Origin of the sequence: Salipiger bermudensis (assembly GCF_017309175.1) — a bacterium.
GTDB classification, from domain to species: Bacteria; Pseudomonadota; Alphaproteobacteria; order Rhodobacterales; family Rhodobacteraceae; genus Salipiger; species Salipiger bermudensis.
The window spans coordinates 254183-278605 of the sequence record NZ_JAEKJV010000002.1; the positions used below are offsets into that span (position 1 = coordinate 254183).

The window sequence follows — 24423 nt, forward strand, 5'->3', positions numbered from 1 at the left end:
CGATTGCACACGAACGATAATCGCAAGCCCCGCATTGTCCGATGCGGGGCTTGTGTCTTTCCGGGGCGCGGGCCAATGTCGCGCCGCCCGCGGGCGGTCGAAAAGGCCGGCCCCGGCCGAGGAGACCCCATGCCCGAGATCCGCCTGACCGGCACCATGACCTGCCCGCCGGAGCGCGCCGACGCCATCCGCGCCGCGCTGCCCGAGCACATCCGCCTGACCCGCGCCGAGCCCGGTTGCCTCGCCTTCGAGGTCACCGAGACCGCTTCGGGCGTGTTCTCGGTCGCAGAGCGCTTCACCGACCGGGCCGCCTTCGAGGCGCATCAGCTCCGCACGCGGGCGAGCGACTGGGCCCGCGTCACCGAGGGCTGCCCGCGCGACTACGAGGTGACCGAGGCATGAGCCAGACCCTGCAGGCCGTTCTGTGGATGACCGGCGCGGTCGTCTCCTTCACCTCGATGGCGGTGGCGGGTCGTGCCGTCAGCCTCGATCTCGACACGTTCGAGATCATGCTCTACCGCTCGATCATCGGCGCCATCATCGTCACCTCGGTGCTCATGGCCACGGGCAAGCTCTCGCAGATCAACCGCGACCGTTTTGGCCTGCACGTGGCGCGCAACATCAGCCACTTCGCCGGCCAGAACTGCTGGTTCTTCGCCGTGGCCACGATCCCGCTGGCACAGGTCTTTGCGCTCGAATTCACCTCGCCGCTCTGGGTCATCCTGCTGTCGCCGCTGGTCCTGGGCGAGCGCATCACGCCAAGCCGCGCCATCGCCGCCGGCATTGGCTTTGTCGGCATCCTCGTGGTCGCACGGCCGACGCCCGAGACCCTCAGCCCCGGTCTGATCGCGGCGCTGCTGGCCGGCGTCGGCTTTGCCGGCTCGGCGGTGTTCACGCGCAGGCTGACCCGCACCGCGTCGACCGCCTGCATCCTGTTCTGGCTGACCGTCATGCAGGCCGTCTTCGGGCTCGTCTGCGCCGGCATCGACGGCGACATCGCCCTGCCCGCCGCCTCGACCTGGCCCTGGGTGGTGCTGATCGCCATCGCCGGGCTCGTGGCGCATTTCTGTCTCACAACGGCACTGGGCCTCGCTCCGGCCCCGGTGGTCATGCCGATCGATTTCGCCCGCCTGCCGCTGGTCGCCGTGGTGGGGATGCTGGTCTATGCCGAAGCGCTGGATCCCTTCGTCTTCCTTGGCGCCGCGATCATCTTTGGCGCCAACTATTTCAATATCTTGCGTGAAACCCGTTAGACCGCCCGCCCCCTCGTCAAAGTGACGTTACGGCGCGGCGCGTCAACTTACGCTGGGTCATTGATTGACCCTTCAACCACCACGTCGTTAGCGTCGAAGGTGGAGGAGATACCTTAGGGAGAGGGAACTCATGAAATTTTTGCTGACCGGCGCCTCGGCGCTGGCCCTGTCTGCGACCGCGCTTCACGCGGGCGGCATCGAGCGGACACAACAATCGGCGATGATCCTGTACGAGACCGGCAATGTACTGGAATTCTCGCTGGGCTACGCCAACCCGTCGCTTTCGGGCAAGAACATCTCGCCGCCGTTTCCGGCGCAGGACATTGACGACGTGGGCGATGGCTTCTGGCTGCCGTCCTTCAGCATCAAGTACGATGTCAACGACCGGCTGGCCCTTGCGCTGATCTACGATCGCCCCTTCGGCGCCGACATTGCCTATGAGAGCGGCAACATCCCCCTCGGTGGCACCACCGCAGAGGCGAACACCAACACCCTGACCGCGCTTGCCAAATACCAGTTCAACCAGAATTGGAGCGCGTTCGGCGGCCTGCGGTTCCAGCAGGCACAGGGCGACATCCACCTTCAGGGGGCCGCCTACGGCGCGGTGAGTGGCTACGAGGTCAATCTCGACAAGACCAATGGCATCGGCTACGTGCTCGGCGCCGCTTACGAGGTGCCCGAGATCGCGCTGCGCGTGGCGCTGACCTACAACTCGTCGATCACCCACGACATGGACACCACCGAGTCCGGGCCGCTGGTCGATCCCGACGGCCCCGGCCCGATCCCGGCCCTGCCTCTGCTCAACGCCAGCGGCGAAACCGAGGTGAAGACCCCGGAAAGCTGGAACCTCGAGTTCCAGACCGGCATCGCCAAGGACACGCTGCTCTTCGGCGGCGTCCGCTACGTGAAGCACTCTCAATTCCGCGTTGATCCCGACAGCTTCGAAACCGTGGTCGGCAACGGCCTGATCGATCTCGAGGACAGCACCGCGTACACGCTGGGCGTCGGCCGCCGCTTCAACGAGAAGTTCTCGGCGGCGATCAGCGCCACCTACGAAGCCTCCGGCGACGAGCTTGTCTCGCCGCTCGCGCCCAAGACCGGCTACACGCAGCTTCGGCTCGCGGGCTCCTACAACGTGACCGAGGACGTCACTGTCTCTGGCGGTGTCAGCTATTTCTGGCTAGGCGATGCGAAGCCCGAGACCGGCACGCCCGACGTCGCCCGTGCCGACTTCGAGGACAACTCCGCCTGGGGCGTCGGTCTCAAGGTCGCCTACCGCTTCTGACGGCACCACAATCGAGCAGCAAGATGGCCCGCCCGGGCGCCGAAAGGCGCTCGGGCGGGCTGCATTCAGGCCCCAGCAGCGGCGGCATTTGACGCCATGCGCGGGCCTCAGTACCTGTGGTCCGAACGACTCGAAGGATGCCCGCCCATGTACTACCCGACCGCGAACGACTGGCGCGCCGCGCCGCACAAGCGCGTGGTGCTGTTCGCCATGTCGGGGCTTGGCAAGACCCATGTCTCATCGATGCTGCGCCAGACCGGGCACTGGTTCCACTACTCGATCGATTACCGCATCGGTACGCGCTACATGGGCGAATACATCGCCGACAACGCCAAGCGCGAGGCAATGAAGGTGCCATTCCTGCGCGAACTGTTGATGTCGGATTCGATCTACATCGGGTCGAACATCACCTTCGACAACCTGACCCCGGTCTCGACCTATCTTGGCAAGCCAGGCGACACCGCCAAGGGTGCCCTGCCGATGGAGACCTATCAACTTCGGCAGGACCAGTTCCGCCGGGCCGAGGAGCAGGCGCTGCTCGACACGGGCTACTTCATCGACCGCGCCGAAGAGCTCTACGGCTACCCGCATTTCGTTTGCGATACCGGCGGCTCGATCTGCGAATGGGTCGATGCCGAAGACCCTAGGGATCCGATCCTGTCGGAGCTCTCGAGCCACGCGCTGATGGTCTGGATCCGCGGCACCGAGGCCCATACCGAGGAACTCATCCACCGCTTCGACCGCGCGCCGAAGCCGATGGCCTACCAGCCCGAATTCCTCGCCGCCGCCTGGCGCGCCTATCTCGACGAGACGGGGCTTTCCGAAACCTCCGTCGATCCCGACGCCTTCATCCGCTGGACCTATGCCCGCGCGCTCGCCCACCGCCAGCCGCGCTACGAGGCGATGGCGCAGAACTGGGGCGTCACCGTCGAGGCCGCCGACATGGCCACGGTCCGCGACGAGGCGGATTTCGCGCAGGTCATCGCCGCCGCCCTGCCCGGCTGAGCCCCGCCCGCCCCTTCGAAGCGGTGCTTGGAAAACCCGGCGCGCCGCCCTACCTGTCCCATCCGAGAAGAAGTGATCCCGATGCCCATCAAACTGCCCTCCGACCTGCCCGCCTATGACGTCCTCACCAACGAGGGCGTCATGGTCATGGACGAGGACAGCGCCGGGCGTCAGGACATCCGACCGCTGCGCATCGCGCTGCTCAACCTGATGCCGAAGAAGATCCAGACCGAGAACCAGTTCGCCCGCCTGATCGGCGCGACGCCGCTGCAGATCGAGTTCTCGCTGATCCGGATGTCCGAGCACCAGACCAAGAACACCGCCGCCGATCACATGGAGAACTTCTACCGCCCCTTCGCCGAGGTCGAGGCGACAGGCGAGAAGTTCGATGGTCTGGTGATCACCGGCGCACCGATCGAGCATCTGCCGTTCGCGGAAGTCACCTACTGGGACGAACTGACCCGCGTGTTCGACTGGACCCAGACCCATGTGCATTCCACGTTCGGCGTGTGCTGGGGCGGCATGGCGATGATCAACTATTTCCACGGCGTGCCCAAGCACATCCTCGATGCCAAGGCCTTTGGCTGCGTGCGGCACCAGAACCTCGCGCCCGCGTCGCCCTATCTGCGCGGCTTCTCGGACGACATGGTGATGCCGGTGTCACGCTGGACCGAGATGCGCCGCGACGAGGTCGAGTCGGCGGGGCTGCGCGTCCTGATCGACAGCCCCGAGACCGGCCCGGCGCTGGTCGAGGATCCGGGCCACCGGGCGCTCTATATCTTCAACCATCTCGAATATGACAGCGGCACGCTGAAGGAAGAGTACGACCGCGACGTCGAGGCCGGAAAGCCGATCAACGTGCCCGCCAACTACTATCCCGACGACGATCCGACAAAGACGCCCCAGAACCGCTGGCGCAGCCACGCCCACCTGCTTTACGGCAACTGGATCAACGAGATCTATCAGACCACCGCATTCGACATGCGCCGCATCGGGCTGGAAAGCACCGACTGGCGCGGACGTAAAGGACCCTGAGATGAAACGACGCGCGCTGCTCTCCCTCCTGTTCCTTGGCGTCGCGGCCTGCACCGCCGGGAACCGGGCCTCCGACAGCAGCGGCGCGGCGGCGCTCGAGGCCTATCCGCCCGAGGGCCGGTTTCTCGAGGTCTCGGGCCAGCGGGTGCATTACGTCGAGAAAGGCAGCGGCCCGCCGCTTGTGCTGATCCATGGTGCCAGCGGCAACCTGCGCGACTGGACCTACCGGGCGGTTGACCAGCTGTCGCGGCGCTACCGCGTCATCGCCTTCGACCGGCCCGGCATGGGATACACGCCGCGCATCGACAGCAACGGCGCCTCGATCCAGCAACAGGCCGCGCTGCTCAGCGCCGCGAGCCGCCAGCTCGGGGCCGAGCGCCCGATCGTGCTTGGCCATAGCTACGGCGGCGCGGTGGCGCTGGCCTGGGGGCTGGAGCATCCCGAGCGCGCCTCGGGGCTGGTGCTGGTCTCGGCCGCCTCGCAGACCTGGGACACCGGCGTGCCATTCTTCTACCGCCTGACCTCCGGGCCGCTGGCCGGCATCGCCAACCCGGCGATCTCGGCACTGGCCGGAGAGGACCGGGTGCTCGACGCCATCGCCGGCGTGTTCGCGCCGCAGCCGGTGCCGCCGGGCTATGCCGAGCATATCGGCGCCCAGCTGTCGCTGCGCCCCGCGAGCCTGCGCGAAAACGCCCTGCAGCGCGCCTCGCTGAAATCCGAGATCGCACGGATGCTGCCGCGCTACGGCCAGCTCGATTTGCCGGTCGAGATCCTGCACGGCGATGCCGACACCACCGTCGGCCTGCAGATCCACTCGGTGCCGACGTCGCGGCAGATTCCCGGCGCCAATCTCGTGGTTCTGCCGGGCATCGGCCACGCGGCGCAACACGCCGCCGCGCCGCAAATGTATGCCGCCATCGACCGCGTCGCCGCCCGTGCGGGTTTGCGTTAAGGCGATTTACATTCCATATTGCCCCGCACGGCAACCAGCAGGACACCCGCCTTGACCACTCCCTTCGACGGCGCCATCAGCAGCTACTTCAACGACGATGCCCCCGATGCCATCCGCAAGGCGCTCAAGCGCGCCGACAAGGATGAGATCCTGTCGAGTTCCTACCCCTATTCCGAGGAAATGAAGGGCAAGGCCTACCAGCGCGAGATGGACGCGCTGCAGATCGAGCTGGTGAAGATGCAGAGCTGGGCCAAGGCCACCGGCCAGCGCATCGCCTGCGTCTTCGAGGGCCGCGACGCCGCCGGAAAGGGCGGCACGATCAAGCGCTTCCGCGAGAACCTCAACCCGCGCGGCGCCCGCGTGGTGGCGCTCTCCAAGCCCTCGGACACCGAGGCGACGCAATGGTATTTCCAGCGCTATATCGAGCACCTTCCAGCCGGCGGCGAAATCGTGTTCTTCGACCGCTCCTGGTACAACCGCGGCGTGGTCGAGAAGGTCTTCGGCTTTTGCACCGAAGCCGAGCGCGAGCATTTCTTTGCCCAGGTTCCGGATTTCGAGTCGATGCTGGTCGAGGAAGGCATTCTGGTGTTCAAGTTCTGGCTCAATGTCGGCCGCGCCGAGCAGCTGCGCCGCTTCCTCAAGCGCGAGGAAGACCCTCTCAAGCAATGGAAGCTGAGCTGGATCGATGTCGAGGGGCTCAAGCGCTGGGATGAGTACAGCGCCGCGATCCAGGAGACGCTGTCGCGCAGCCACAGCGCCGCCGCGCCCTGGACGGTGATCCGCTCCGACGACAAGAAGCGCGCCCGCCTCGCGGCGATCCGGCACGTGCTGAGCCATCTCGACTATGCCCGGAAAGATGCCCGCGCCGTCGGCGCCCCCGATCCGAAGATCGCCGGCGGGCCGGAGATCTGGGACGCCTGATGCCCAAGCGCGGCTATCATCACGGCAACCTGCGTCAGGCCCTCGTCGATGCGGCGCTCGAGCTGATCGAGGAAAAGGGTCCGACCGGCTTCACGCTGTCGGAGGCGGCCAAGCGTGCCGGGGTGACGCCGGCGGCGGTCTACCGCCACTTCGACGGCCGCGAGGACCTGATCGCCGAGGCCGCCCGCCAGGGCTACGAGATCTTTGCCGACCTGATGGCCTATGCCTATGACGATGGCCGTCCCTCGGCGCTGGCCGCCTTCGAGGCCACCGGCCGCGCCTATCTCGCCTTCGCGCGCAAGCATCCCGGGCACTACATCGCGATGTTCGAAAGCGGCATCTCGGTCAACCACTCGCCCGAGCTCGCCGCCCTCTCGGCCCGCGCCCGCGGCATCCCCGAGCGCGCCGCCGCCGAGCTGTCGCAGCACATCCCGCCCGAGAAGCGCCCGCCGCCCTCGATGGTCTCGGCCCATGTCTGGGCGTTCTCGCATGGGGTTGTCGAGCTCTTCGCGCGCAACTCGCCGGGCACCCAGTCGCCCTTCCCGCCCGAGGCGCTGCTCGAGAGCGGCATCGGCATCTATCTGCGCGGGCTCGGGCTGATCCCGCCAGATTGAGGGTCAGGTGATCTCGTCGTAAATCGCCTCGATGGCGGACACATGGGCGCCAAGCGAGAACAGCCTCTCGCAGCGCGTCTGGGCGGCGGCGCAGCGCGCGGCGGAACTCTCGAGATCGGACAGCACCTCCAGCACCGCCTGCGCGAACCCCTCGACATCGTCGGGCGCCACAAGGTGCCCCGTCAGGCCGTCCTCGACGATCTCGGTGTTGCCGCCCTCGCGGGTGGCGATCAGCGGCACACCAGCAAGCCCTGCCTCGATCAGTGTGCGCCCCAGAGCTTCGTTCCGCGCCGGGGCGACGAGCGCCGAGAAGCCTGCCATCACCGGGCCGAAGGGCGATTGAGGCCCGACCAACCGCACGGCATCGCCAAGCCCGAGCTCGGCGATGCGCGCTTCGACGTGTCCCAGAAACGGCTGGTGCAATGCCCCGTACATCGGAAAGACCAGCGGCCCCGAATGGGCCGCTCGAACCCGCGCGGCGATCTCGACGAACAGCTCAGGGCGCTTGCGATCCGAGAAATTTGCGACATAGCCGACCACCGCCGTTCCCGGTGCGACGCCGAGCGCGGCACACAGCGCGGCACGCGCCTCTTCGCTCGCGGGCTGCTGCGGCAGGAACGGGTTGTAGATCATCCTGGCATGACCTTGCAGTGCAACGGGGAGGCTCTGCAGCGTGAAGCGGGACACGGCGATGAAGGCCGCGGCACGCAGACCCCAGCGCGCCATATGCTTGCCAGAGGCAGGCGTCCGCTGATGCCAGACATGGGCGGGACCGTCCGCAGCGCTCCAGATCAGGTGATTGCGCATGTCGTGGGTGTGGACGATATCGAAGCGATGCGCGCCGAGCCACTCTGCCAGACCGCGCCGCGTGCGCCGCCGTGCCAGCGCCGAGCGCCAGGCGGCACGCAGCTTCGGCGCCTCGACGTCCGGCAAGGGCACCCAAGGCTCGTTCTCGGCGGCGAGATGATCGACCAGCGCCCCCGCCCTGCGATGCAGACCCAGCGTCACCTCGTGCCCGGCCTCGCGTAGCGCGCGCGCCAAGAGCAACGACGAGATATGCGACCCGCCGACACTGTCACCGGTATAGGGAAACAAGATGTTCAGGGGGCGCGTCATAAGGTCCTCGGATCAAGCGTCGGTCCTCACTACGATATCGGACACCGTGGTGCTAGGGGTTGCCGCCACCGTACTGCCCGGTACAACGTCCGGAACCCGACAGTTGAAGGAGTTCCCATGACCGACCAGTTGCCCGCCCCAGACGTTTCGGTCCGGAACAACGACCTGTCAAACGCGCCCGGCCTGCCATTGATCCTCGTTGTGCGCAACGAGCGCCCGTTCCTGCCGGATTTCCTGAAACACTACCGCGCGCTCGGGGTGAAGCGCTTCTTCATCCTAGACGATGCCTCAGATGATGGAACGCCCGACTACCTGCTGGACCAACCCGACGTCTGCCTGCTGTCCTCGACCAGCCGCTACGGTGACATTCCGCCCGAAGAGCGACGCCCCGGGATCGTCCGCAACAAGGGCGATCTGCGCATGATCCATGTCTGGCGAACCGAGCTCATGGACCGCTTCTGCATGAATCAGTGGGCGCTGCAATGCGACATCGACGAGTTCCTGCTGCTGCCCGACGGCAAGACCCTGAGTGACGTCATCGCCCGGCTCGAGGCCGAGGGCGCGAACGGGGCATGGGCCGGGATGATCGACCTCTATCCCCGCAACATCGCCGATCTTGCGGTCTATCCCGAAAGCGGCTTCACCTGGCCCGCGGCGGAATGGTTCTTCGACGGGGTGCGGCACTTCTCACTGCGTGCGGGCAAGCCTCCACGCCATCGCTACGTTGGAGTGCGCCATCGGCTCGACGTGGCCTACGCCGGCAAGGAGGACATCGGTATGAAGAACCGGTTGAAGCTGCGCCTGCTGGGAGCCCGCAAGGCCCCCTCGGGCACGCTGATGAAGCCGCTGATCCAGAAATGGCGGTCGGGCCAGGCGTTCTACAGCAGCCACCGCACCACCCTCGCCCTGAGTCATCGCATCCTGCTGCCGCTGCTGCACTACCGCTACACGCCCGCGATGCTGCGCAAGCTGGAATGGGCTCCGCAGGCGGGCGGCTATTCCAAGGGCAACAAGGATTACCTGCGCATAGACGCCATGCTGTCCAAGATGCGCGAGGAGAACGCCAGCTTCCTCGGGCCCCGCTCTGTGCCACTGACCGGCTGGGACAGCCTCGAGAAGACCGGCAATGCCGTGTGGTGATCAGCGCAGGAAAGGCTCGGCCAAGCGCCGCAGAAGCGCAAGGAGCGCCCCGTGCAGACGCGGCGCGCGCTGCATCCGTCCTGCGATGCGCTCCCACTTGAGGCGGCTCTTGCCACCGCGGCCGAGCGTCTTGAAATGGATGACCTTGCCGCGATAGTGCCGGGTGTCGTTGTAGATCCGGGGCGGCAACTTCACGAGGCGCAGCCCTCCGCGGGCGATGCATGCCCCCAGCGGGTCACCTTTCCAATCCTGCGTCATCTCCGACAGGATCAGCTGGTCGGACTTGTCCCCGGCCTCGCAGCGGCGCTGCCAGTCCACGAGAAAGGCATCGGCTTCCGGCGTCGCGGCGGCATAGAAGAATCCCGAGTTGAGATAGCCGTTGCGATGATCCTCGAACCGCTTCGCTCTGCGGCGCATGCGCGGCGTCACCGCGATATCGGCGCCGCCGCACTCGGCCGGGTGCAGGCGCGCGGTCAGCAGCATGTCCGCATCGAGCGCAAGGCACGGCAGGCCGAACCGACGGATCACCTCACGGATGGCAGCGGGCTTGTGGGTCGCTAGGATATAGCCGGCCTCGCACATCTCACGGAAGCTGCCGTCGCAGCGTAGGTCGATCAGCTCCGAACGGAGCGCCGCGCGCTGCGCCTCGGTCAGGCCGAGATCACCGATCACCGGATAACTGCCTTGGACGCGCAGTAGATTGCGTTCGAAGACTTGCGCCAATTCGAAGAAATTCGAGTCGCAGCAAATGAGAACGACGAACCCCTGCGCCTCGAAACGTTCCCTCTCCATGCCCTGCCCTTTTACAGCAAAAAGGCAGCCGGAGGTGCTCCGGCTGCCCTTGAAATCTGCGAGAAGAAGCTGATCAGCGCTTCGAGAACTGGAAGCTGCGGCGCGCCTTGCGCTTACCGAACTTCTTACGCTCGACGACGCGGCTGTCGCGGGTCAGGAAGCCTGCGGCTTTCAGAGCCGAACGCAGCGACGGATCGTAGAGCTGCAGCGCCTTCGAGATGCCGTGCTTGACCGCGCCGGCCTGACCGGAGAGGCCACCACCCTTGACGGTGGCATAGACGTCGAACTGGTCTTCGACACCGGCAACCGAGAACGGCTGGCGCAGGATCATCTGCAGCACCGGACGGGCGAAGTAGGTGTTCAGCTCCTTGCCGTTCACCGACACCTTGCCGGAACCCGGCTTGAGCCAGACACGGGCGACCGCGTCCTTCCGCTTGCCGGTGGCATAGGAGCGGCCGAACTCGTCACGGACGGGCTCGCGCGGCGCTTCTTCGATTTCCGGGGCTGCGTCCACACCGGCTGCGGCGCCCAGTTCTTCCAGGGAATTGATCTGTTCAGCCATGATTACACCCGGGTGTTCTTCTTGTTCATCGACTTGACGTCGAGCGCTTCGGGCGCTTGCGCCTCGTGCGGATGCTCGGCGCCGGCGTAAATGCGCAGGTTGGTCAGCTGCGCGCGCGACAGGCGGTTGCCCGGCAGCATGCGCTTGACGGCCTGGAACACCACGCGCTCGGGGTGCGCACCCTCGAGGATCTGCGCCTTGGTGCGCGACTTGATGCCGCCCGGGTGGCCGGTGTGCCAGTAGAAGTTCTCTTCACGCTTCTTGCCGGTCATCTGCACCTTGTCGGCGTTGATGACGATGACATTGTCGCCCATATCCATGTGCGGCGTGAAGGTTGCCTTGTGCTTGCCACGAAGGCGCATGGCGACGATCGATGCGAGACGGCCGAGAACGACGCCTTCCGCGTCGATCACGATCCATTTCTTCTCGATGTCTGCCGGAGTTGCAGAGAAGGTTTTCATCGTGTTGCCCTTGAGCTTGTCTTGGAGCTTGTCTTGAGAGGACCCCGTGGAGGGTCCGAATTCCGATTGCCGGGTTATACGCGTCCGAAAATCGCAGTCAAGCGGGCAAAACCCAAATTTACAAAGCAAAAACATGCGCTTAAAATTATGGTATAATAATACCCCATAATTTCAGACCAGAATCTGCTCCGGCGGATTGTCGAGCAGCTGGCGCAGCCGCGCCAGCGCCGCCTCGAAATCCGCCATCGCCACTTGGGCGTTCATGCCGATGCGGACCGCGTGCGGCGCAAAGCCGTTGCGCGGCGCGAAATCCTCCGCCGGGCGCACCTGCACCCCCTGCTGCTCGGCGGCGAGACAGAAGGCGGCGGCGCGCCAACCCGCAGGCAGTTGCAGCCAGACGAAAGGCGAGTCCTCGTGCCAGCTCAGGTCGAACCCGCCGAGGGCGTTCACCGTGCTGCGCACGTAGACCGCGTTGCGGTTGCGCACCGAGCGCACGATCTCGCGGGTTTCCTCGCGGGTGAGCAGATCCCGCGTCAGATCGGCCAGCGGCCGCGCCAGCCCGAAAAAGCCGTTCTCGGCCACCCGGCGCAGCGCCGTGCGGCTGCGCTGAGGCGCGACGGCAAAGCCGATGCGCAGCGCCGGTGTCAGGGTCTTCGAGATCGAGGACACGTACCAGCCCTGCTCCGGCAGCAGCGCCCGGTAGCTCTCGGCGCGGCTCTCGCCGAGGAAGGTGCTGTCATCCTCGAGGATGTCGAAACCGCAGCTTCGCGCCACCGCGGCGATTTCGCGCCGGCGCTCCTGCGGGGTGATCGTGACCGTCGGATTGTGCAGTTCGGGAGAGGTACAAAGCAGCTGTGCCTCGTGCCGTCGGGCCAGATCGGCGAGAGCGGATGGTACAATCCCGTGCTCATCCATCGGGACCGATACAATCTCGGCCCGCATCAGCTCGGCGGCCCGCCGGAAGCCGGGATAGGCCAGCTCCTCGACCAGCACCACCGGGCGCCGTCCACGCAGCACCGCCTGCATCACCAGAGAGATGCCGCTCTGGGCACCATGCGACAGCACCACGTCCTCGTGATGCAGCCCGCCCAGCGGAACCCCGGCCAGCCAGTCGACCACCGCCTGCCGCGCCGGGGCAAAGGAGAGCGCCGAGGGGTAGTCCAGGAGCTCCCGCCCATCCTGACTGGCAATGCGCTGAAATCCCTCACGGATCAGCGCAAGCTGCCCGAGATCTGGAAGCCGCGCGGTGAACAGGCTGACCATCTCGGCGCCCTCGGGCGTCGCCTCGTTCGGCAGGCTGATATAGAGCGGCGGGCGCGGTTCCGGCGCGCCGCTGACAAAGGTGCCGCGGCCCACTTCGGCCACCAGAAGCCCCTCATCGGTGAGCATGGTGTAGGCCCGCGCCACGGTGCCCGGCGTCATGCCAAGCCGCCAGGCGAGATCTCGCACCGGCGGCAGCTGCGTGCCATTGCCAAGCTGCTTGCCGGCAATGCCCTGCCGAAGCGCGGCAGACAGCGCGCGATATTTCGGTCCACCCGACTGTGCTTCAAACAGCCCGGATATTGTATCGGTCACAATGTTTTTCTCGACGCCCATATTGGCACAATGTATCAAATATTCACGGAAATCAAGGATATTGTATCAATACAACTAACGGAGACATCCCATGACCAACATCGCCCACGCCCCGCTCCTTGCCTATCTCGACGCGCAGCGCCCGCTGCCGCTGCTCTCGGCAATCGCGCTGCGCACCGCGGTGGTGCTGGCCAAATGGTCCGAGCGCCAGCGCACCCGAAAGGCGCTTCGCCAGCTCGACGATCATTTGCTGCGGGATGTCGGCCTGGAACGGCACGTCGCCTACAAGGAGGCACGCCGCATGTTCTGGCAGGGCTGATCCCCGGACCTGCCGGAACCTCTTCCCCTGGGCGCGAGGCATTCCTCGCGCCTTTTTTGTTGCGCAATCGCGGCCCTGTTCAAAGACGCAGCCGCGCCATCAGGCCGCACAGATCGCGCATGCGCCCGACCTCTTGCCCTACCCCACGGGTGCGGGCGGGATCGAATAGGTCAGCGAGGCATGCGCCACCGGCTTGTCCGAGCCTTCCGAGAACAACAGCACGTCGGTCACGCTCAGGGTCCGACCGAGCTTCAGCAGCCGCGCCTCGGCCAGCAGATCCTTGCCCGCCTCCGGCTTGCGCATGAAATCGATCGAGCAATGGGTCGTCACGGTCAGCGCCTGCCGGCCGATCCGCGCCAGCGTCGCCACATAGGCCGCGACATCGGCGAGCGAGAACATCGACGGTCCCGACACCGTCCCGCCCGGGCGCAGGTGCGCGTCGGAGACATGCAGGCGCATCACCAGGAGGTCCTCGTTCAGCCGGTCGATGCCGAACATCCCGTCGACCTGCGGAAACACCTCCGAGAGGTAGCTCTCGACCTCCTCAATCGTCATTGCCAGCGCCATGCTTGTCCTCCCTCTCGCAGCAAGGCTAACCTCAGCGCAAACAGAGGGAGAGGACAAGATGGCTCTGCTGGAACGTCACGACACCGGGGCGGTCGCGCATCTGCGCATGACCGCGCCCGAACGGCTGAACGCGCTTTCGGACGAGATGCTCGCCGCGATCAAGGCGCAGATCGACGCGCTGCAGGAGGATCGCACGATCCGCGCGGTGGTGATCTCGGGCGAGGGCAAGGCGTTCTGCGCCGGGCATGATCTCAAGCAGATGCAGCAGGGCCGGCAGGCCGAGGATGGCGGCAAGGCCTACTTTGCCGACCTCTTTGCCCGCTGCACCGAGGTGATGACCGGGCTGCAGCGCCTGCCCCAGCCAGTCATCGCGCAGGTCCACGGCATCGCCACCGCCGCGGGCTGCCAGCTCGTCGCCTCCTGCGATCTCGCGGTGGCGGCCGAGGGCACGCGGTTTGGCGTCAATGGCGTGAATATCGGCCTGTTCTGCTCCACACCGATGGTGGCCCTGACCCGCAACATCCCCCGCAAGCAGGCCTTCGAAATGCTCTCGACCGGGCGTTTCGCCGAGGCCGAGGAGGCCCGGCAGATGGGGCTGATCAACCGCGTGGTGCCGGGCGCGCAACTGACAGACGCCACGGCAGAGCTCGCCGAGACCGTCGCCGGCAAGCTCGGCGCGGCGGTGAAGATCGGCAAGGAGGCGTTCTACGCGCAGGCGCAGATGGGGATCGACGAGGCCTATGCCCATGCCGGGCAGGTGATGGTCGAAAACATGCTCTGGCGCGACACCGAGGAAGGCATCGCGGCCTTTCTCGAGAAACGCTCACCGGACTGGACGCAATAGACGGCGCTTGGTGACCATGTCACAGACTGCGGCCGCCGGATGCGCGATGACGGATCAGGACGCCTCTGTCACGAAAGGACATGACCCATGTTTGCCAAGAATGTCGGTGGACTCGACAAGACCCTGCGCATCGTCGTCGGCGCGCTTCTGGTGCTCGCCTTCTTCCTTACCGATGGCCCCTACAGCCCGCTCTACCTGCTCGGCATCATCCCGCTGGTGACCGGATTGCTCGGGACCTGCCCGATCTATTCGCTGATCGGGGTGAACACCTGCCCGATGAAGAAGTGACGGCGTGCCGGTGAGCGGTCCCCCGCTCACGCTGCGGCGAGGGGGAACGGATCCTGCTGCGACTTGCGTTATATCCTCAAGAAAAAGGAGATACGCCATGTTCCGCACCCTCGTCCTCGCCGCCATGTCCGCCGGCGCCCTGAGCCTGCCCATCGCCGCCAGCGCGGCTCCGAAGGGCTGCCCGCCGGGCCTTGCCAAGAAGCACAACGGCTGCAACCCGCCGGGTCAGGTGAAGGGCTATGGCGACCGGGACCGGGACCGCGACGATGATCACCGCTATCGTTACCGCGCCGGCGACCGCATAGGCGGCGACGTCATCATCCTGCGCAATCCGGATCGCTACGGGCTGCCGAACGGCACCTATTACCGCAACGACGACGTGGTCTATCGCGTCGACCCCGAAACCCGGAAGGTGCTCAACGTCATCGGGGCGATCGCCGCCTTGGCCGACTGACACCGCCCTGCCCTGAACAGCAGAAAACCGCGCCCGTCATGGCGCGGTTTTCTTTTTTTAATTCATCTATTTGCAACCCAATGCTGCTGTACCACACCAAGACAGAAGCCGCGATTCTCACACGCAAAGCACTCACTCGGCGGCCACCGCCCCCTTGCCGGGCTTCAGCATCGGCTTGAGATAGTGCCCCGTGTGCGAGCGCTCGACCTCTGCCACCTGCTCGGGCGTGCCGGTGGCGACGATCTCGCCACCGCCATCGCCACCCTCGGGGCCGATATCGATGATGTGATCGGCGGTCTTGATGACGTCGAGATTGTGCTCGATCACCACCACCGTATTCCCTGCTTCAACCAGTTCATGCAGCACTTCCAAGAGCTTGCGAACGTCCTCGAAGTGCAGGCCGGTGGTCGGCTCGTCGAGGATGTAGAGCGTGCGCCCGGTCGAGCGCTTCGCCAGCTCCTTCGACAGCTTCACCCGCTGCGCCTCGCCGCCCGAAAGCGTCGTCGCCTGCTGGCCGACCTTGACGTACCCCAGACCCACGCGCATCAGCGCATCCATCTTCTCGCGGATCGACGGTACCGCGGTGAAGAACTCCTGCGCTTCTTCCACAGTCATATCAAGCACATCGGCGATACTCTTGCCCTTGAACTTGATCTCCAGCGTCTCGCGGTTGTAGCGCTTGCCCTTGCAGGTCTCGCACTCGACATAGACGTCCGGCAGGAAGTGCATCTCGATCTTGATGACGCCGTCGCCCTGACACGCCTCGCAACGCCCGCCCTTGACGTTGAACGAGAAGCGCCCCGGCTTGTAGCCGCGCGCCTTGGCCTCGGGCAGCCCGGCGAACCAGTCTCGGATCGGGGTGAAGGCACCGGTATAGGTGGCCGGGTTCGAGCGAGGCGTGCGCCCGATCGGGCGCTGGTCGATGTCTATGACCTTGTCGAGATGCTCGAACCCCTTGATGGTCTCGCAAGGCGCCGGCGTCTCGCGCGCGCCGTTGAGCTTCATCGCGGCGTTCTTGTAGAGCGTCTCGATGGTCAGGGTCGACTTGCCGCCACCGGACACGCCGGTGACGCAGACGAACTTGCCCAGCGGGAACTCGGCGGTGACCTCCTTGAGGTTGTTGCCGGTCGCCTTGACCACCTTGAGCTTCTTCTTGTTGCCCTTGCGGCGCGTCTTGGGCACCGCGATCTCGCGCGTGCCGGCAAGGTACTGGCCGGTGAGGCTGCCAGCATCGGCGGCGATCTCCTCGGGCTTGCCGTGGCTCACCACCTGCCCGCCATGCACCCCTGCGCCGGGGCCGATGTCGAAGACGTAATCGGCCTGACGGATCATGTCCTCGTCATGCTCGACCACGATCACAGTGTTGCCCTGATCGCGCAGCGATTTCAGGGTGCCGATCAGCCGGTCATTGTCGCGCTGGTGCAGACCGATGGACGGCTCGTCGAGCACGTAGAGCACCCCCGTCAGCCCGCTGCCGATCTGGCTCGCGAGCCGGATGCGCTGACTCTCACCGCCCGAAAGCGTGCCCGCGGCACGGCTCATGGTCAGGTATTCGAGGCCCACGTTGTTGAGGAAGCCGAGCCGCTCGCGGATCTCCTTGAGGATGGCGCGGGCGATCTCGTTCTTCTGGCCGGTGAGGTTGCCCGGCACCGTCTCGATCCAGGCATAAGCCTCCTTGATCGACATCTCGACCACGTGGCCGATATGCAAAAGGTTGTCCGGGCTGCCGATCTTCACCGCCAGCGCCTCTTCGCGCAGACGGTAGCCGCCGCAAGTGCCGCAGGAGCGGTTGTTCTGGTAGCGCTCGAACTCCTCGCGGATCCAGTTGCTGTCGGTCTCGCGGTAGCGTCGCTCCATGTTGGGGATGACGCCCTCGAACACGCGGGCGACCTGGTAAACCCGGCCGCCCTCGTCATAGCGGAACTGGATTTCCTCGTCGCCCGAGCCGTGCAGGAAGACCTGCTGCACATGCGCCGGAAGGTCCTTCCAGCGCTCGTTCTTGTTGAACTCGTAATGCTTGGCGATCGACTCGATGGTCTGCAGGAAATAGGGCGACTTGCCCTTGCGCCACGGCGCGATGGCCCCGTCCGAGATCTTGAGCGTCGCGTCCGGCACCACCAGCCGCTCGTCGAAGAACAGCTCTACCCCGAGCCCGTCGCATTCCGGGCAGGCGCCGAACGGCGCGTTGAACGAGAACAGCCTCGGCTCAATCTCGGGGATGGTGAAGCCGCTCACCGGACAGGCGAAGTTCTCCGAGAAGGTGATGCGCTCTGGCTCGCCCTCATTCGGCGCGGTTTCGAGGATGGCGATGCCGGAGGCCAGATCGAGCGCGGTGCGGAAGCTGTCGGCCAGCCGGGTCTCGAGCCCCTCGCGCACCACGATGCGGTCGACGACCACGTCGATGTCGTGGCGGAACTTCTTGTCCAGCGTCGGCGGCTCGTCGAGCTCGTAGAACTGGCCGTCGACCTTGACGCGCTGGAAGCCCTGCTTGCGCAGTTCGAGGAATTCCTTGCGGTACTCGCCCTTGCGGTCGCGGATGATCGGCGCCAGCAGGTAGCCGCGGGTGCCCTCCTCCATCGCCATCACGCGGTCGACCATGTCCTGCACCTGCTGCGCCTCGATGGGCATGCCGGTGGCGGGCGAATAAGGCGTGCCGACGCGGGCGAAGAGCAGACGCAGATAGTCGTAGATCTCGGTCACCGTGCCGACGGTGGAGCGCGGGTTCTTCGACGTGGTCTTCTGCTCGATGGAGATCGCCGGGCTCAGCCCCGCGATATGGTCGACATCGGGCTTTTCCATCATGTCGAGGAACTGCCGCGCATAGGCCGAGAGGCTCTCGACATAGCGGCGCTGCCCTTCGGCATAGATGGTGTCGAAGGCAAGCGAGGACTTGCCCGAGCCCGACAGGCCGGTGATCACCACCAGCTCGTCGCGGGGAATGTCGACATCGATGGATTTCAGATTGTGTTCGCGCGCGCCGCGAACCTCGATCTGCTTCAGCTCTGGCATGAGACCTCCGGGACGGGATTGCCCGTTACATAGGCGAAAGCGCCGGCTTGGCCAATCCCAAAGCGAGAACATTTCAGGAACGTTACCGCGCAACCTTTACATTCACATAAATGAATTAATATAGCATGGGCAACCAAAGCAGGAGATCCGCGATGTTCGCCTTCCGCAATGCCTTTCGCAGCCCCGAGATGACCGCCGCCGAGGCGGTGGCGAAGACCGCCACGGGCGAGCTTGTCCTGATCGACATCCGCGATGGGTCCGAGCTCGCGGCGAGCGGCAAGGCCCGGGGCGCACTGCACGTTCCGATGGCTGCCTTCGGGATGCGCTGCGACCCGCGCAGCCCGGAATGCCTGCCGGAACTCGGATCCGGCAAGCCCATCGCGGTCTACTGCGCCAGCGGGGCCCGCTCCGGCATGGCCAAGGGCATGCTGAAACGCTTCGGCTACGAAGACGTGCACAATATCGGGGGCCTGGCCCACTGGCAGCGCGCCGGTGGCCCCGTCGAGCGCGCCTGAGCGTTCCGAAATCGTCCCGTATCCGGGCCCGGCCGCAGGGGCCGGCCTGCCTCCGGCGGGAGTATTTTCGACGAAGAGAAGATGCGGGCGCAGCGCTTCTGTCTTCTTCTGGCTGAAAATATCCCGGGGGAGTCCGCGCGCCCTGCGCGGACGGGGGCAGCGCCCCCTACGGCACAGCCATCTCGGGTCGGAGATCGGGCCGAAGATCGGGCCGGTGCCACGTTTGCCAGCCAGCACCGTTTCAGCCCCGCTTGAGCAGCGCGGCGTCGCGAGAGCCGGCCCCCAGCTCGTCTAGAGGCGGGTCGGGATCGAGAATTACAACCTGCCCCTTGGAAACGTCGATGATCCCCTCCGAGCGCAAGCGTCCCAGGGCCTTGTTCACGCTCTGCCGCGAGCAGCCGAGGATCTCGGCCAACTCCGCCTGGTTGGCGCGGACCCGGTCGCGTCCGTCGCACATGGTGAGCAGCCGCAGGAAAAGCCGCTGCTCGAGCGAGCCGTGCTGATCGAGCGCCTTGACCGCGTTGTCATGTGCCATGCGGCTGCGGAACACCGAGGCGACGTTGCGGATGAAGACCGGCGTACGCAGGAACTCGTAGACCACTGCCGTCGGGCAGAAGAGCAGCGTGGTGAGCGGCTGGGTGCGGCACCACGCGATGCAGGTCTCGCGCGAGATGCACTCGATCTCGCCCACCGTTTCGCCGGGGCCGATATGCGCCAGCAGCGTCTGCTCGCCGCGCTCTCCGGTCAGCACCACGTCGACGCGGCCATGCGCCACTAGAAACAGGCCCGGCGGCACCACGTCCTGCTCGAGCAGCAGCTCGGGGAATTCGCAGGTCCGCGCCTCGCACCGGTTCAGGAAGTCCGCCTTGTCCTCCGCCGGCAGGTCCGAGAGAATCCTGGCTCTCAGCAAATGCGGAAACGCCACTGCATTCTTCATGGATTCGACCGGTCCTCCAGATAAGAGCGGATCTCGCGCATGTTGCAGACTGGCTGGGTAGGGTCGGCACAACAAGACTGAACCGCTGCGACAGATGCGCCGTAGATCTCTTCCCATGCCTCCTCCGAGAGCCCGAAATAGGGCGGCATGGCATGGCTGAGCGGATAGCTCTGCGCCGCCTCGTCGGCGCCGTGCACCGGCGCGCCGGTCATCCAGGAGGCCAGCTGACCGCAGGAGCCGGGCTTTTCCGCCGACGGGTCCGGCGGGCTGAGGCGCCCGGTGCCGATACGGTGGCAGCCGAGACAGGTGTTGTCGCGCGGCAGCATCTCGTGGGTCGGCCAGTTGGCGAAGCCGAAGCCCGCATCGACATGCGCATAGGGCCCGAGCGGATTGGTCGGCACGTGGCCCCAGACCTGCCCGACGAAGGGCGAGTACATGAACGGGTCATTGTCGTGGCAACTGCCGCAGTCATCCGCGACGACGGTCTCGGGCGGCGCCCAGAAGCCTTCGGCACCCGGATCGGTCGGCGACGGCACCGCCGCGCCGCTGACCGGCGCGCCCCCGGGGCCCTTGGCCTGAAACCAGCAGGTCGCGCCGGTGGCCGGGTTGTGCGCGATCACGTCGATCTCGTCGAACTCCGTGCTGTCGGCGCTGCGCAAGCGCTTCTGGCGGCACATGACCGACACCTGCGCGGTCTCGGTCGAGAGGTTCAGGATGCGCGAGAACGGCACGCATTGCCCGTCCGAACCCGGCCCGTTGTCGAGCAGCCCCGGCCGGTCACAGGTTTCGGGCGCGCGGTCGGAGATCCGGGCGCCGTCGACGGTGATCGGCACGGTGACGCCCTCGGCGCAGTCGAAGCCCGGGATCGGCGCGATGGCGGCCGCGCAGGCCGCGCCGTAGACCTCGTGCGGCGATTGGGCGTCTGCCGGCGGCGCGAGCACAGCCAGCGTTATGGCGGAGGCGAGAATGCTGGCTCTCATAGCTCAATCGCCTCGCCGGCATTGACCGCCTCGGCCAGCGAGCGCAGCGCCTCGAAGTAGCGCACGTAGCCGGTGCAGCGGCATATATGGCTGCCGATGGCCTCCATCATCGCGGCCTCGAGCTGGTCAGGCGGCACCGGCTGCGCCTGCAGCCCGCTCAGGAACATCCGCGCCGCCATCACGAAGCCCGGTGCGCAATAGCCGCACTGGAAGGCGAACTGGTCGAGGAAGGCCTGTTGCACCGGATCGGGCCGGCCTCCGCGGGCGACGCTCTCGATGGTCGAGACCTGTGTGCCGTCGAGCGTTGCCAGCGCGGTGGAGCAACTGATCGTCGGCGAGAGCGCCGGGCTCGGCGGCTTGACCACCTGCACGGTGCAGGCACGGCAGACGCCGATACCGCAGCAGAGCTTGGTGCCGGTGAGGTTCAGCTCGTCATGCAGGAAATCGAGCAGCGTTTCCTGGCCGCGGCTGTCGGGCAACTCGAAGCCCACGCCGTTGACTGTAAAGCGGATGGTCATGGCGCGAGCCCCCCGAGGATCTTGTCCGGTGTGATCGGCAACGAGGCGAAGCGTATGCCGGTGGCATCGCGCAGCGCGTTGGAGATCGCCGGCGGGATCGAGCACATCACCGCCTCGGCGATGCCGCGTCCGACCCTCGGGCTGTCCGGCGGCGGCGGCAGGGTGATCAGCTCCTGCGCCCGCGCACCCGGCACGTAGCGGTCGCCCAGAGGCACGTCGCCGGCGCGCGCCACATGGTAGCGGTTGAGGTTCCAGCGCCCGTCGGCGGGGCCCTCCATGCCCGGCGGCATGTCCTCGAGCAGGCTGTAACTGATCGCCATCGCGACGCCGCCCTGACTCTGCCCCGAGACCAGCTCGGGCACGTGGATGTGCCCGGCATTGAGCACGCTCAACACGTTCTCCACCTGCACCTGTCCGCTCGCACGGTCGAGCGTCAGCCCGACCACGTTGACGCAAGGCGCCCAGACATAGCGCGAATAGCGCGCGGTCTCGGGCGCGGGGTAGCTGCCGTCGCTGCGCGGGATCGGCTGCGGCGCGGTCTTGCTGCCGTGGTAATAGGCCAGCCCGTCGAGCTGCAGGCGCAGCGCGCCGCCGGGCGTGTCGAAATCGGCCTCGACCCAGACGTTCTGGAAATAGGCATGCCCCAGCGCGCCAGTGGGCAGGCCCATTTCATGCACCACTTCGGCCAGCGCCGCCAGCGTCAGCGGCGCGCCAATCCCGCCCGCGGGCCGCAGCGCGCCGGCGTCCCAGACCACATCCTCGGCCGACAGCGGACCACCATCCCAGAGCCTTGCCGCCGCGACCAGCAGCGAGCCGCGCAGCAAGGCCTGCGCCGTCTGTTGCACGGTGTTGACCTGATGCAGCCCGGTCAGGCAGGCCGAGGACGAGCCGGTGCCCTTCTGGGTCCACATCGGATCGTCCCAGCGGTCTGGGTTGTCGCTGTCATCGCTCAGCCCGGTCTGCGGGAAGAGCGTGTAGCCGCCCATCTCAACGCGGGTCGCATTGGCCCCGAGGATCGGCCCGATGGTGACCCCCAGCGTCGTGGCCGAGCCGTTGCCCATGTCCACCGCGTCGGACTGTACCGTCAACGTGCCGTCGCGCTCGAGATGCACCGCCGCAACCATGCCGTCGCCCGAGGTACCGTAGGCCTGTAACGACATGGCGAGCCCGGTGCCGTAGGTCCGCCCCTCGGCCTCGTGCGCGGCCCGGATCTCGGCGCGCTCGGCCCAGAGCGGGTGCGCCGCGGCGATGTCGAGCATTTCGGGCAGGCTCAGCGATTGCTCGATGGGGCCGCCGGTGACGGTGGTGTCGCCCTCGGCGATCAGGTTGGCCCGGCGCAGCGCCATCGGGTCCCAGCCCTGCGCCGCCGCGAGATCGTCTAGCGCCGTCTCGATGGCGAAATAGGCCTGCGGGCCGCCGAAGCCGCGCTGCGAGCCGCCAGAGATGTTCTCGGTGTGCAGGGCCTCGGCGTGGATGTCCGCCACCGGCAGGCGATAGCTGCCCCCCGCGCAGAGCGCTCCCAGCGAGGCCACGTAGGGCGACAGGTTGCGCCGCCCGCCGCCATCGAAGCTCATCGAGAGCTGGACCGCCTCGAGCCGCATGTCGTCATGGGCATAGAGCGTGCCCTCTGCCGTCGTGGCGTGGCGCTTGAGCCCGACGCGGAACTGCTCGAACCGGTCATAGGCGAGGCGGACCGGGTTGCCGTCGGCAAAGGCCACCGCCAGCGCCAGCATCAGCGAAAACGGCGAACTGTCGCGCCCGCCAAAGCCCCCGCCCGGGTAACAGCTGTGCAGCGTCACATGGCTCAACTCCGGGACCGGAGAGCCGGCGCTGCCGAACATGCTGGCGATGTTGCGCAGGTCGCCATCGGGCGACTGGGTGCCGAGAACCAGCTGCATCTCCCGGCGTGCCGGGTCGATCCAGGCAAGGCCAGCCTCGGGCTCCATGAACATCGGGTCCATCGCCCGCATCTCGGCGCGGATCGGCTGGCGGATCAGCCCGGTCGCCTCGTCCAGCGCCTTGCGGATGCGCGCCTGCACGCCCGGCGCCTCGCGCGCATAGGTTTCGGCATCGGTACCGGCATAATCGAAGCCCGGATCCTTGACGTAGAGCGTGCGCGGATCGAACGGCTGATCCGGCAGCGGCGTGCCGTCAGGGCCTTCGCCGGGCCCGTAGTGCTGCACGATGCCGTCATCCCCGGCGAGGAAGCGGCGCGCCGCGCGATAGGCTGCGAGGCTGTCGAAAAGCAAAAGCGCCACAGCCTGCCCGAGGAAGTTCGGCGTCGTGCCCGGCATCACCAGAAGGTCGAAGCTCAGCCCATCCGGCAGGTTGAAGCTGCCGTCCTTGGCCGCCTTCTCCTGCTCTGCGGCCTTGGCCGACAGGAGGTCATCCACGTGCAGATCGCGCTCGAACTGCACCGGCGCGTCGAAGAGCCTCGGGTCGAGATCGCTGCCGAGGATCACCCGCGTCGGCGCGGCCTCTGGCGGCAGAGGCGCAAGGTCCAGCCCGAGAAAGGCCTCCTGCGTGGTGCGGGCGCGCAGGTAGAGCGCGTGCCACTGGTGATCCGGCCAGCCCGCCATGTCGCCGGCTCGAAAATCGCGGGCGTAGATCTTCTGGCCGGTGACCTTGGCCAGCCCCTCAATGCGCTGTGCGGCCACCCCGGGCACCGGGCCGAGCGGTGTGGAGACACCCGCACCCGCGCCCTGCCCGCGACCCGGCAGCCCCAGCACGCTCAGCCCGATGATCCCGGATGCGGTTTTCAGAAAGCCGCGGCGCGTCATCGGCGCGGCATTGCTGACTGGCGGGGGTGCCATGCCCGTCTCCCTCTCCCTCAACGCTCCGTGTCGGAGCTCGTCCGGGTGGACGATCAAAATTGATTTATGTTTAGATACTTTGAGGCGAGCGTGACGGCACACGGCACAACCGTCAAGTGCGGCGGCGGGACGACACAAGGATTTTCTCTGAAAGATCGACGTGAGGCGCCGGACTGGCTCAAGAAGCAGGACCGGCCCGGACGCAGTCCCGAAGACCTGCGCCCGAACCAACGGGCCACGACGGCCCAGCACACACCCACACACCTGCACCGGACGCACTTGCGAGCCGATAGATCACGCACCTCCCCTCGCGAGGAAAGAAGGCTGTCCGGATGACAGGTGCCCGATACGGTTCGGACGCCAGCCCCGGACGTCGGGATGGATGATGGCGGCACTGCAGCCCGAAGCGGGAACAATCTGCAGCACCACCGAGGAAAACCTACCTGCAATAAAGCGAAGGGAAAAAAG

25 protein-coding genes are annotated in these 24423 nt (G+C 66.5%); 14 read left to right on the forward strand and 11 right to left on the reverse strand.

Annotated features, from left to right (window positions below):
• The first annotated feature begins 129 nt into the window (after positions 1–129).
• The 8 genes from JF542_RS03975 (at position 130) to JF542_RS04010 (ending at position 7065) form a co-directional block, all read left to right on the forward strand.
• The gene (locus tag JF542_RS03975; protein WP_207074819.1) at positions 130–402 is read left to right on the forward strand and encodes a putative quinol monooxygenase; all 273 of its coding nucleotides are present in this window, start codon (positions 130–132) and stop codon (positions 400–402) included.
• Positions 399–1253: a DMT family transporter gene (locus JF542_RS03980; protein WP_007800736.1), complete on the forward strand. Its 855-nt coding sequence runs from the start codon at positions 399–401 to the stop codon at positions 1251–1253. The genes JF542_RS03975 and JF542_RS03980 overlap by 4 nt, the downstream gene beginning before the upstream one ends.
• 130 nt (positions 1254–1383) lie before the next feature.
• On the forward strand, positions 1384–2538 hold the full coding sequence (locus JF542_RS03985) for an OmpP1/FadL family transporter (RefSeq protein WP_007800738.1): 1155 nt from the start codon (positions 1384–1386) through the stop codon (positions 2536–2538).
• Between the two features lie 147 nt (positions 2539–2685).
• The gene (locus tag JF542_RS03990; protein ID WP_207074820.1) at positions 2686–3543 is read left to right on the forward strand and encodes an ATPase; all 858 of its coding nucleotides are present in this window, start codon (positions 2686–2688) and stop codon (positions 3541–3543) included.
• Between the two features lie 81 nt (positions 3544–3624).
• Positions 3625–4578 (forward strand): homoserine O-succinyltransferase, encoded by a 954-nt coding sequence (locus JF542_RS03995; RefSeq protein WP_207074821.1) that lies wholly within the window; start codon positions 3625–3627, stop codon positions 4576–4578.
• Between the two features lies 1 nt (position 4579).
• Positions 4580–5530, forward strand: a complete 951-nt coding sequence (locus tag JF542_RS04000; RefSeq protein WP_207074822.1) for an alpha/beta fold hydrolase — start codon at positions 4580–4582, stop codon at positions 5528–5530.
• Between the two features lie 51 nt (positions 5531–5581).
• Positions 5582–6451 carry a polyphosphate kinase 2 gene (gene ppk2, locus JF542_RS04005; RefSeq protein WP_007800746.1) on the forward strand — a complete coding sequence of 290 codons (870 nt, stop codon included), beginning with the start codon at positions 5582–5584 and terminating at the stop codon, positions 6449–6451.
• Entirely contained in the window at positions 6451–7065 is a 615-nt protein-coding gene (locus JF542_RS04010; protein ID WP_007800748.1) for a TetR/AcrR family transcriptional regulator, read from the forward strand. Before ppk2 ends, JF542_RS04010 begins: the two co-directional genes overlap by 1 nt.
• Positions 7066–7068: 3 nt before the next feature.
• Here the strand turns inward: JF542_RS04010 and JF542_RS04015 are convergent, their stop codons facing one another.
• Positions 7069–8181 (reverse strand): glycosyltransferase family 4 protein, encoded by a 1113-nt coding sequence (locus tag JF542_RS04015; protein WP_207074823.1) that lies wholly within the window; start codon positions 8179–8181, stop codon positions 7069–7071.
• Positions 8182–8298: 117 nt separating this feature from the next.
• Between JF542_RS04015 and JF542_RS04020 the strand changes: the two genes are divergently transcribed.
• Positions 8299–9321, forward strand: a complete 1023-nt coding sequence (locus JF542_RS04020) for a glycosyltransferase family 2 protein (protein WP_207074824.1) — start codon at positions 8299–8301, stop codon at positions 9319–9321.
• On the opposite strand, the gene JF542_RS04025 is transcribed toward JF542_RS04020, so the two are convergent.
• The 4 genes from JF542_RS04025 to JF542_RS04040 form a co-directional block, all read right to left on the reverse strand.
• The gene (locus JF542_RS04025) at positions 9322–10113 is read right to left on the reverse strand and encodes a putative nucleotide-diphospho-sugar transferase (protein WP_207074825.1); all 792 of its coding nucleotides are present in this window, start codon (positions 10111–10113) and stop codon (positions 9322–9324) included.
• Positions 10114–10186: 73 nt separating this feature from the next.
• A complete protein-coding gene (gene rpsI, locus JF542_RS04030; protein WP_007800757.1) occupies positions 10187–10675 on the reverse strand; it encodes a 30S ribosomal protein S9 in 489 nt (162 codons plus the stop codon).
• Positions 10676–10677: 2 nt separating this feature from the next.
• The gene (gene rplM / locus JF542_RS04035; RefSeq protein ID WP_007800759.1) at positions 10678–11136 is read right to left on the reverse strand and encodes a 50S ribosomal protein L13; all 459 of its coding nucleotides are present in this window, start codon (positions 11134–11136) and stop codon (positions 10678–10680) included.
• A 171-nt stretch (positions 11137–11307) separates the two neighbouring features.
• The gene (locus JF542_RS04040; protein ID WP_207074826.1) at positions 11308–12732 is read right to left on the reverse strand and encodes an aminotransferase-like domain-containing protein; all 1425 of its coding nucleotides are present in this window, start codon (positions 12730–12732) and stop codon (positions 11308–11310) included.
• A 70-nt stretch (positions 12733–12802) separates the two neighbouring features.
• Between JF542_RS04040 and JF542_RS04045 the strand changes: the two genes are divergently transcribed.
• A complete protein-coding gene (locus JF542_RS04045) occupies positions 12803–13030 on the forward strand; it encodes a DUF1127 domain-containing protein (protein WP_207074827.1) in 228 nt (75 codons plus the stop codon).
• 138 nt (positions 13031–13168) lie between these two features.
• Here JF542_RS04045 and JF542_RS04050 read toward each other — a convergent pair whose 3' ends face one another.
• Positions 13169–13597, reverse strand: a complete 429-nt coding sequence (locus JF542_RS04050; protein ID WP_207074828.1) for a PaaI family thioesterase — start codon at positions 13595–13597, stop codon at positions 13169–13171.
• On the opposite strand from JF542_RS04050, the gene JF542_RS04055 reads away from it, so the two are divergent.
• The 3 genes from JF542_RS04055 (at position 13596) to JF542_RS04065 (ending at position 15183) form a co-directional block, all read left to right on the forward strand.
• Entirely contained in the window at positions 13596–14441 is an 846-nt protein-coding gene (locus JF542_RS04055; protein ID WP_277988573.1) for an enoyl-CoA hydratase, read from the forward strand. The two genes, JF542_RS04050 and JF542_RS04055, sit on opposite strands and share 2 nt — an antisense overlap.
• An 87-nt stretch (positions 14442–14528) precedes the next feature.
• The gene (locus JF542_RS04060; protein WP_007800769.1) at positions 14529–14729 is read left to right on the forward strand and encodes a YgaP family membrane protein; all 201 of its coding nucleotides are present in this window, start codon (positions 14529–14531) and stop codon (positions 14727–14729) included.
• A 97-nt stretch (positions 14730–14826) separates the two neighbouring features.
• On the forward strand, positions 14827–15183 hold the full coding sequence (locus JF542_RS04065) for an excinuclease ABC subunit A (protein WP_207074830.1): 357 nt from the start codon (positions 14827–14829) through the stop codon (positions 15181–15183).
• Between the two features lie 132 nt (positions 15184–15315).
• On the opposite strand, the gene uvrA is transcribed toward JF542_RS04065, so the two are convergent.
• Entirely contained in the window at positions 15316–18192 is a 2877-nt protein-coding gene (uvrA, locus tag JF542_RS04070) for an excinuclease ABC subunit UvrA (RefSeq protein WP_207074831.1), read from the reverse strand.
• Positions 18193–18344: 152 nt separating this feature from the next.
• On the opposite strand from uvrA, the gene JF542_RS04075 reads away from it, so the two are divergent.
• The gene (locus JF542_RS04075; RefSeq protein ID WP_207074832.1) at positions 18345–18707 is read left to right on the forward strand and encodes a rhodanese-like domain-containing protein; all 363 of its coding nucleotides are present in this window, start codon (positions 18345–18347) and stop codon (positions 18705–18707) included.
• A gap of 241 nt (positions 18708–18948) precedes the next feature.
• Here JF542_RS04075 and JF542_RS04080 read toward each other — a convergent pair whose 3' ends face one another.
• The 4 genes from JF542_RS04080 to JF542_RS04095 are packed head-to-tail and all read right to left on the reverse strand — an operon-like array spanning position 18949 to position 23955.
• Positions 18949–19644: a Crp/Fnr family transcriptional regulator gene (locus tag JF542_RS04080; protein ID WP_207074833.1), complete on the reverse strand. Its 696-nt coding sequence runs from the start codon at positions 19642–19644 to the stop codon at positions 18949–18951.
• Positions 19641–20624: a hypothetical protein gene (locus JF542_RS04085; protein ID WP_207074834.1), complete on the reverse strand. Its 984-nt coding sequence runs from the start codon at positions 20622–20624 to the stop codon at positions 19641–19643. Before JF542_RS04085 ends, JF542_RS04080 begins: the two co-directional genes overlap by 4 nt.
• Positions 20621–21142, reverse strand: a complete 522-nt coding sequence (locus JF542_RS04090; RefSeq protein WP_207074835.1) for a (2Fe-2S)-binding protein — start codon at positions 21140–21142, stop codon at positions 20621–20623. Before JF542_RS04090 ends, JF542_RS04085 begins: the two co-directional genes overlap by 4 nt.
• Complete coding sequence (locus tag JF542_RS04095) at positions 21139–23955, reverse strand: xanthine dehydrogenase family protein molybdopterin-binding subunit (protein WP_207074836.1); 2817 nt, start codon at positions 23953–23955, stop codon at positions 21139–21141. Before JF542_RS04095 ends, JF542_RS04090 begins: the two co-directional genes overlap by 4 nt.
• Between the last annotated feature and the right edge of the window lie 468 nt (positions 23956–24423).

What these genes read in the sequence shown, in the direction of transcription:
- JF542_RS03975 (WP_207074819.1), top strand. Translation starts at nt 130, where the DNA reads ATGCCCGAGATCCGCCTGACCGGCACCATGACCTGCCCGCCGGAGCGC.
- JF542_RS03980 (WP_007800736.1), top strand. Translation starts at nt 399, where the DNA reads ATGAGCCAGACCCTGCAGGCCGTTCTGTGGATGACCGGCGCGGTCGTC.
- JF542_RS03985 (WP_007800738.1), top strand. Translation starts at nt 1,384, where the DNA reads ATGAAATTTTTGCTGACCGGCGCCTCGGCGCTGGCCCTGTCTGCGACC.
- JF542_RS03990 (WP_207074820.1), top strand. Translation starts at nt 2,686, where the DNA reads ATGTACTACCCGACCGCGAACGACTGGCGCGCCGCGCCGCACAAGCGC.
- JF542_RS03995 (WP_207074821.1), top strand. Translation starts at nt 3,625, where the DNA reads ATGCCCATCAAACTGCCCTCCGACCTGCCCGCCTATGACGTCCTCACC.
- JF542_RS04000 (WP_207074822.1), top strand. Translation starts at nt 4,580, where the DNA reads ATGAAACGACGCGCGCTGCTCTCCCTCCTGTTCCTTGGCGTCGCGGCC.
- JF542_RS04010 (WP_007800748.1), top strand. Translation starts at nt 6,451, where the DNA reads ATGCCCAAGCGCGGCTATCATCACGGCAACCTGCGTCAGGCCCTCGTC.
- JF542_RS04015 (WP_207074823.1), bottom strand. Translation starts at nt 8,181, where the DNA reads ATGACGCGCCCCCTGAACATCTTGTTTCCCTATACCGGTGACAGTGTC.
- JF542_RS04020 (WP_207074824.1), top strand. Translation starts at nt 8,299, where the DNA reads ATGACCGACCAGTTGCCCGCCCCAGACGTTTCGGTCCGGAACAACGAC.
- JF542_RS04025 (WP_207074825.1), bottom strand. Translation starts at nt 10,113, where the DNA reads ATGGAGAGGGAACGTTTCGAGGCGCAGGGGTTCGTCGTTCTCATTTGC.
- rpsI (WP_007800757.1), bottom strand. Translation starts at nt 10,675, where the DNA reads ATGGCTGAACAGATCAATTCCCTGGAAGAACTGGGCGCCGCAGCCGGT.
- rplM (WP_007800759.1), bottom strand. Translation starts at nt 11,136, where the DNA reads ATGAAAACCTTCTCTGCAACTCCGGCAGACATCGAGAAGAAATGGATC.
- JF542_RS04040 (WP_207074826.1), bottom strand. Translation starts at nt 12,732, where the DNA reads ATGGGCGTCGAGAAAAACATTGTGACCGATACAATATCCGGGCTGTTT.
- JF542_RS04045 (WP_207074827.1), top strand. Translation starts at nt 12,803, where the DNA reads ATGACCAACATCGCCCACGCCCCGCTCCTTGCCTATCTCGACGCGCAG.
- JF542_RS04055 (WP_277988573.1), top strand. Translation starts at nt 13,596, where the DNA reads ATGCTTGTCCTCCCTCTCGCAGCAAGGCTAACCTCAGCGCAAACAGAG.
- JF542_RS04050 (WP_207074828.1), bottom strand. Translation starts at nt 13,597, where the DNA reads ATGGCGCTGGCAATGACGATTGAGGAGGTCGAGAGCTACCTCTCGGAG.
- JF542_RS04060 (WP_007800769.1), top strand. Translation starts at nt 14,529, where the DNA reads ATGTTTGCCAAGAATGTCGGTGGACTCGACAAGACCCTGCGCATCGTC.
- JF542_RS04065 (WP_207074830.1), top strand. Translation starts at nt 14,827, where the DNA reads ATGTTCCGCACCCTCGTCCTCGCCGCCATGTCCGCCGGCGCCCTGAGC.
- uvrA (WP_207074831.1), bottom strand. Translation starts at nt 18,192, where the DNA reads ATGCCAGAGCTGAAGCAGATCGAGGTTCGCGGCGCGCGCGAACACAAT.
- JF542_RS04075 (WP_207074832.1), top strand. Translation starts at nt 18,345, where the DNA reads ATGTTCGCCTTCCGCAATGCCTTTCGCAGCCCCGAGATGACCGCCGCC.
- JF542_RS04080 (WP_207074833.1), bottom strand. Translation starts at nt 19,644, where the DNA reads ATGAAGAATGCAGTGGCGTTTCCGCATTTGCTGAGAGCCAGGATTCTC.
- JF542_RS04085 (WP_207074834.1), bottom strand. Translation starts at nt 20,624, where the DNA reads ATGAGAGCCAGCATTCTCGCCTCCGCCATAACGCTGGCTGTGCTCGCG.
- JF542_RS04090 (WP_207074835.1), bottom strand. Translation starts at nt 21,142, where the DNA reads ATGACCATCCGCTTTACAGTCAACGGCGTGGGCTTCGAGTTGCCCGAC.
- JF542_RS04095 (WP_207074836.1), bottom strand. Translation starts at nt 23,955, where the DNA reads ATGGCACCCCCGCCAGTCAGCAATGCCGCGCCGATGACGCGCCGCGGC.